Below are 6,557 nucleotides of genomic sequence, written 5' to 3'. Positions count from 1 at the left end.
GGACGGAACATGCCCCACCCCCAGAGCAAGGCCAGGGCCAGGGGGGATTCCCAGCCACATCAAGCACTTGCGGGCGTCCTCCCGGCCCTCTTGGGGCCGGCCAGGACATGGCCGTCACAGCCTGCAAGCCGTGGGGCTTCCAACGGTCCGGGAGCCCCCGGACGGGGTGTGTCAGGTGCCTTCGCCCTCGTCCTCGGGCTCTTCGGCGGGCTTGGTGGCGTCCTTGCTCCCGGGGGTGGCCGGGGAATCGCCGGGCTTGCCCCGGGGGATGCCGAAGTAGTCCAGCGCGTCCGCGATGCCCTGGGGCTTGTCCGCGTCCGGCAGGAAGTCCTGGGGCGGCTGGAGCTTGGGGTCCTTGCCAATCTCCGTGAGGCTGGACTCCAGCGTCATGCGCAGCTCTGCCGCCTCCGGCGTCTTCTCCTGGGGCACGCCGATGCGACCATCCAGCCGGGCCTTGAGGACGACGGACGTGTCCGCGTCCACCAGCACCTCGCCCTCCAGCGAGCGCGGCAGCCGGTGGGTGAAGAAGTTCGCGCGGCGCTTGGTCGTCTCGTCCGCGCCGGAGCGGGGCGCGAAGGCGGCGGGCATCTTCTGCGCGGTGACGCCCTCCTGGGCCGGTCCCAGGGACACGGCGTACTTCCACGCGGTGCGGCCCTCGTGGGTGACGGTGCCGGCGGGGGTCAGCTTGATGCGGCCCTGGAAGAGGCTGTCGAAGTCGCGGATGGCGCCCGTGAGCTCCGTGCGGGTGCGCTCGGCCATGCCCCGGTCGCGCAGGCGCTGACGGTAGGGGCCGTAGCGGTTGCGCGCGAAGACCTGGCCCTGCACGCGCATGACCTCCAGGCCCTGGTCGCGGGAGTTCTCCAGGATGCCGTGGAAGTCGCCGTTGACGCCCCCGGGGCCCGCGCGGAAGGAGCGCGTCTCCGTGAGCTTCACGGGGTTGTTGCCGTTGGGGCCGGCCCACTCGTAGCTGAGGGTGGACTGGAAGAAGTGCGGGCCCAGTCGCTCGGTGACCTCGGCGGCGTCCATGCCCAGGATGCGGCGCGACACCTGGGGGTTGTCCGCGACGTCCTCCGGCGGCAGCTTCTGCTTCGCGGAGGCGACGACCTTCGGCGGGTCCTCCGGCGAGAAGATGCGGGCCTTGGCCGCCTTGTCGACCGGGTCTGAGCAGCCGGTGGCGGCCAGGACCAGGGCGAGGGCGGCGGACTTCGTCAGACTTCTCACGGAACCTCCACGACACGGAACGGCGGGGGCGGCAAGTTACGTGGGGGCCACAGGAGCGGCAAGCGGTGGCTTGCGTGCGGCCGTGCAAGGGATAGAACGCCCAACCCATGCAGAACCTGCGAGACAAGTTGTTGAAAGCGGGCCTCGTCTCCGAGGAGCAGGCCAAGAAGACCGAGTCTTCTCCCACGCCTCCGCGACGACCGGCCTCCCCCCCAGGGGACGACCGGGGGAGCGCTCCACGCGCTCCTGCCCACCGGGGACGTGACGAGAATCGGACATCGGGAGGCCCGCCGCGTCGAGACGACCGCGGAGGTCCGCCGCGCCGCGAGGGCGGTGGAGGTGCCGGAGGTCCGCCGCGCCGCGAGGGCGGTGGCGCCGGTGGCCCCCCGCGCCGCGAGGGCTCAGGAGGCCCGCCGCGCCGCGAGGGTGGAGGCTTCCGGGGACCGCAGGGCGGGTTCGCCGCGTCCGGGCGTCCGGCCGCGACCGACAAGCCCATCCCCAAGCTGCCGCCCCTGCCGGGCTCCAAGGCCTACCAGCGCGCCGAGTCCAAGAAGCAGGTGGAGCTGGACCGGGCCCTGCGTGAGCTGGTGCTGGGCTCGCAGGTGCCCCAGGAGCCGGGCGAGACGACCTTCTACTTCATGACGCGCAAGGGGAAGCTGCGCCGCATGGAGCTGTCGCCCGCGCAGGCCAAGCAGCTGGAGGACGGCGAGCTGGGCATCGTGGAGCGTCCGGAGCCCGCGCAGATCGAGCACTCGCTCGTGCCCGCCACCGCGGCCGAGCAGATGTTCCAGCTGTCCGCCAAGTCCGTGCGCTTCTTCAACCGCAAGGAGAGCCCCGTCGGCTTCATGAACGACGAGGAGCTCAAGGCCCAGCAGGCCGCCGAAGCCGCCGGTACCGTGCAGGAGATTCCCGACGAGCCCGTGGCCGCCGCGACCGAAGACGATGCGTCCGAGGATGCCGAGGCTGCTTCCGAGCCCGAGGCCCAGCCCACGACGGAGGCCTCGTCCGAACCGGGCCCCGGCAACGAGGGTGGCGCGCAGTCCTGATTCCCTTCCCGTGCCCTCCCCTCCTCCCCACCGGGGGCGAGGGGAGGCGCGGCCTTCCACACCGCCGACGCTCAGCCGAACGCGTCGATGCCGGTGATGGCCTTGCCGAGCACCAGCGTGTGCACCTCGTGGGTGCCCTCGTAGGTGAAGACGCTCTCCAGATTCAGCATGTGGCGCACCGGCGGGTAGTCGTCGGTGATGCCGTTGGCGCCGTAGATGCTCCGGGCCACGCGGGCGATCTCCAGCGCGCTCTTCACGTTGTTGCGCTTGGCCAGGCTCACCATCACGGGGTTGCTCTTCCCCTCATCCTTGAGGCGCGCGAGCCGCAGACTCAGCAGCTGCGCCTTCACGATCTCCTGGAGCATGTCCGCCAGCTTCTCCTGCGTAAGCTGGTAGCCGGCGATGGACTTGCCGTCGAACTGCGCGCGGGACAGCGCGTACTCGCGGGCACCCTCGAAGCAGGCGATGGCCGCGCCCGTCACCGCGAACGCGATGCCCGCCCTCGCGTTGTTGAGGCACGACAGCGGCCCCTTGAGGCCCACCACGCCGGGCAGCACGTTGCGCTCCGGCACGCGCACGTCCTGGAAGGTCAGCTCGCTCGTGAGCGACGCGCGCAGGGAGAACTTGCCGGGAATCTCCCGGGCGCTGAAGCCGGGCATCCCCTTCTCCACCAGGAAGCCGCGCACGGACTCCGCGCCGCCGTCCTCCGTCTTCGCCCACACCACCGCGACGTCCGCGATGGAGCCGTTGGTAATCCAGGCCTTGGTGCCGTTGAGCACCCAGCCGTCGCCGTCCTTCCGGGCGCGGGCGCGCATGCCGCCGGGGTTGGAGCCGAAGTCGGGCTCGGTGAGGCCGAAGCAGCCGATGAGCGTCCCCTTCGCCATGCCCGGCAGGAAGCGCGCCTTCTGCTCGTCGCTGCCGAAGGCATGGATGGGGAACATGCACAGCGAGCCCTGCACGGACGCGAAGCTGCGCAGGCCGGAGTCCCCCCGCTCCAGTTCCTGGAGGATGAGCCCGTAGCTGACGGTGTTCATCCCCGCGCAGCCGTATCCCTGGAGGTTCGCGCCCAGCACGCCCAGCTCCGCGAGGCCGGGGACGAGGTGCGCGGGGAAGGTGCCGTCGCGGAAGTGCCGCCCGATGATGGGCAGCACCTCCGCGTCCACGAAGCGGGCCACGGAGTCGCGGGCGGCCTTCTCCTCGGCGGACAGCAGGTCGTCGATACGGAACAGGTCGGTGATGTCGGCGCGGGGCATGCCGGGGTGCTTAACGTCGCACTCCCGGAGCCGTCAAACGGACCCGAGGGCCCGGTGCTTCACTCCCCGCCGGGCTTGAGCGCCTTCGGGTCCGCGTCGCGCAGGAAGTTGAACAGCGGACCGTCGATCTTCCTCTGGCCGTTCACCACCACGGTGGGCTTGAGGAAGAAGAGGGTGGCCCAGTTGAAGTCAGACAGCGCCTGCTCGGCGGCGGCGTCCCAGGTCCCGTCCACGACACCGGTGTAGTACCCGGCCTGGTACAGCGTGTTCTTCACGGTCTTCGCGGCCGCCGCGTCGAGCAGGATGAGATCCGACGCGTACGGCGCCGCGATGCCCGCCTGGTAGCGGTTCATCTCCACGTCCAGGTCCTTCAGCGCGGTCCTGCTGCTGTGCACGACGGCGTCCGCCAGCACCTTCGTGTAGAAGGTCGATTCGTTCTCCGAGGTCCAGACGCGGATGACGCCGGAGCGCTCGCCGTTGTTGTCGCGCCCCACGCGGGCCCCCAGCTTGAGCGACGCGAGCAGCCGCTGCGGCAGGCTTCCCTTGGCGTTCTTGAAGCCCACGGCCATCGCGTCGCAGATGGCCGCGCTGGTCTGGTTGTTGGCCTGCACCACGAAGTTGGCGCCCTTCACGGCGCAGCGCTGCGGGGCGTTCTCCGCGCCGGTCTGCTGGCCCACCGTGATGGTGCCGTCCGGCTTGAGCTTCACCACGGCGAGCTGGCGGTAGTCCGCGTACGGATCCACGGAGAACACGTAGTCGACGGCGGCCTGCGCCGTGTCTCCCGCGTCGGTGCGGGCGATGGCCGCCTCGGCGTCATCCACCGAGGGGTAGAACATGGTGGCCACCGCCACGTCCGGGCGGCCGTAGGGCACCAGGCCGCTGATGCCCGAGGGGAAGGAGATGCTGGCCACGCCGCAGGACTTCTCCACGGCGTCGCACGCGACGATGGCGCGCGTGCCCAGCAGCCGCGGGTTGGTGGTGGGCATCGGAGCCGCGGCGAGGGCGGACGTGGACGCGAGCACCAGGGACGAGACAACCAGCAAGCCACGCTTGAAGGACTTCATACGCAGGAGACTCCCGGAGAGTGGGTGTTGTCATGAAGAGCCTCCTGGAGCGGAAATGATGCATTTCGTCGTAAACAATTCCGTGGACCGCTGAATCTCCGGGGCCCCCAGGCGCGGGGCTATGCTGCCGGGCCATGGCAAGCGAGACGACGAAGACGGTGGTGGTGACGGGCGCCAGCCGGGGCATTGGCCGCGCGGTGTCCCTGGCGTTCGCGCGCGAGGGCTATGACGTATGGGCGCTGGCCCGCTCCGCGGAGTCGCTGGAGGCACTGAAGAAGGAAGGCGGCGAGCGCATCCGCACCCATGCGGTGGACGTGGCGGACGAGGCCGCGCTGCTCGCCGCGTGCAAGGTCATCCTCTCCGCGGGTGCCCCCCGGGTGCTGGTGAACAACGCGGGCATCACCGTGTCCGCGCCGCTGACGAAGACGAGCACCGCGGACCTGGCGAAGGTGATGGCGGTGAACGTGACGGCGCCCTTCATCCTGTGCCGCGAATTGATGCCGGCCATGGTGGCGGCGGGCGGCGGGCGGGTCATCAACATCGGCTCCATCACGTCCACGCGCGGGGCGAAGTACACGTCCGCGTACTGCGCGTCCAAGCACGCGCTCCTGGGCCTGACGCGCGCGCTGGCGGTGGAGTACGCGCGCAAGAACGTCACGGTGAACAACGTGAACCCGGGCTGGGTGGAGACGGACATGTTCGCCGGCGCCACCGCCGCCGTCTCCAAGACGACGGGGCGCACCGAGGAGCAGGCCCGCGAGGCCCTGGCGTCGATGAACGCCATGGGCCGCATCATCCGGCCGGAGGAGGTCGCGGCGGTGTGCCTCTTCCTCGCGTCGGAGGCGGCAAGCGCCATCACCGGCGCGGCCTACGCCATCGACGGGGGCGAGGCGGGGTAGTCAGCCCCCGCGCCGCGCCCGGCCGTCACAGCCGGTACTGCTCCACGATGTCGCTCACCTCTTGCGAGGCGGTGGTGAGGCGCGCGGCGGCCACGGCGCTCGTGGCCACGCGCTCCACCGTCTCGTCCGCCAGCCGGACCAGGTCGCTCAGCGCGGCGAACAGCTCCGCGATGCCCGCGTCCTGCTGGCTCACCATGTCCGCGATGCTCTTCACCGACTCGCTGTTGTTCTGGATGAGCATGGCCAGCGCGCGCAGGCTCTCGCCCGCCGCGCGGGCCTGGTCCAGGCCGCCCTCCACCTCGCGCGAGCCGCCCTCGCTCGTCTTCACCGCCTCGGAGATGGCCCGGCCGATGTCGCCCAGGATGGACTGCACGCGCGACGTGGCCGTCGCGGATTGATCCGCCAACGACCGCATCTGCCGCGCCACCACCGCGAACGCCCGCCCCGCCTCGCCGCTGCGCGCCGCCTCGATGGCCGCATTGAGCGCGAGCACGTTGGACTGGTCCGCCAGGTCCTTCACCGTGCCGGTGATGTCGCCCACCTGCCGCGTGCGCTGCCGCAGCTCCGACACCGTGTTGGAGATGCGCTCCACCTGCGAGCGGATGTGCGTGAGGCCGCCCACGCTGCCGGCCACCGCGGACTCGCCCGCCTGCCCCACCGCGCCCGCCTTCTCCGCCTCGCGCAGCACGCCCGTCGCCCGCTGCGCCGCCGCCCGGGAGCTCTCCTGGAGCTGGCGCGCGGCGATCTGCGTCTGGTGCAGCGCCGCCGCCTGCCGCGTCACCGCGAGGTTCTGGTCCGACGCGGACGTGGCCAGCTCCAGCGCCGTCGCCTCCAGCTCCCGCGCCGACGCCCGCAGCGCCAGCAGCACCGCGCGCAGCCGCTGCATCATGTCCCTGAAGGACGTGGCCAGCTGCCCGATCTCATCCGTGGTGTGGATCTCCAGCGTGCCGCTGAAGTCGCCCTCGGCCACCACCCGCGCCGCCGCCGCCGCCAGGGCGTTCAGGGGCGCCATCATCCGCCGCACCAGCAGGAAGACGCCCGCGCCCGCCAGCAGCGCGACGAGCATACCCACCC

The 6,557-nt window shown here is 71.3% G+C and carries 6 protein-coding genes; 2 read left to right on the top strand and 4 right to left on the bottom strand.

The window, feature by feature from the left end:
• Positions 1-171: 171 nt before the first annotated feature.
• Entirely contained in the window at positions 172-1,221 is a 1,050-nt protein-coding gene (locus D7V93_RS34935) for a hypothetical protein (protein ID WP_120647494.1), read from the bottom strand.
• Positions 1,222-1,328: 107 nt separating this feature from the next.
• Here D7V93_RS34935 and D7V93_RS34930 point away from each other — a divergent pair, with 107 nt between their 5' ends.
• Positions 1,329-2,267: a DUF2058 family protein gene (locus D7V93_RS34930; RefSeq protein ID WP_120647493.1), complete on the top strand. Its 939-nt coding sequence runs from the start codon at positions 1,329-1,331 to the stop codon at positions 2,265-2,267.
• A gap of 71 nt (positions 2,268-2,338) precedes the next feature.
• Here the strand turns inward: D7V93_RS34930 and D7V93_RS34925 are convergent, their stop codons facing one another.
• Together D7V93_RS34925 and D7V93_RS34920 are read right to left on the bottom strand one after the other, a co-directional pair.
• Entirely contained in the window at positions 2,339-3,520 is a 1,182-nt protein-coding gene (locus tag D7V93_RS34925; protein WP_120647492.1) for an acyl-CoA dehydrogenase family protein, read from the bottom strand.
• Positions 3,521-3,579: 59 nt separating this feature from the next.
• Positions 3,580-4,584, bottom strand: coding sequence for a DUF1028 domain-containing protein (locus D7V93_RS34920; RefSeq protein WP_120647491.1), 1,005 nt, complete (start codon positions 4,582-4,584; stop codon positions 3,580-3,582).
• Positions 4,585-4,718: 134 nt separating this feature from the next.
• Here D7V93_RS34920 and D7V93_RS34915 point away from each other — a divergent pair, with 134 nt between their 5' ends.
• Complete coding sequence (locus D7V93_RS34915; protein ID WP_120647490.1) at positions 4,719-5,483, top strand: SDR family NAD(P)-dependent oxidoreductase; 765 nt, start codon at positions 4,719-4,721, stop codon at positions 5,481-5,483.
• 25 nt (positions 5,484-5,508) lie between these two features.
• On the opposite strand, the gene D7V93_RS34910 is transcribed toward D7V93_RS34915, so the two are convergent.
• A partial coding sequence (locus D7V93_RS34910; RefSeq protein ID WP_147451501.1) for a methyl-accepting chemotaxis protein occupies positions 5,509-6,557 on the bottom strand: 1,049 nt, incomplete at its 5' end.

It is taken from the genome of Corallococcus llansteffanensis, assembly GCF_003612055.1.
GTDB lineage: Bacteria > Myxococcota > Myxococcia > Myxococcales > Myxococcaceae > Corallococcus > Corallococcus llansteffanensis.
Note: the sequence above shows the minus strand (reverse complement) of the source record. Positions and strands in the feature narration are given on the sequence as shown.

Excerpts from the sequence above, each read along its gene's own strand:
- D7V93_RS34930 (WP_120647493.1), top strand. The coding sequence starts at position 1,329 with ATGCAGAACCTGCGAGACAAGTTGTTGAAAGCGGGCCTCGTCTCCGAG.
- D7V93_RS34925 (WP_120647492.1), bottom strand. The coding sequence starts at position 3,520 with ATGCCCCGCGCCGACATCACCGACCTGTTCCGTATCGACGACCTGCTG.
- D7V93_RS34920 (WP_120647491.1), bottom strand. The coding sequence starts at position 4,584 with ATGAAGTCCTTCAAGCGTGGCTTGCTGGTTGTCTCGTCCCTGGTGCTC.
- D7V93_RS34915 (WP_120647490.1), top strand. The coding sequence starts at position 4,719 with ATGGCAAGCGAGACGACGAAGACGGTGGTGGTGACGGGCGCCAGCCGG.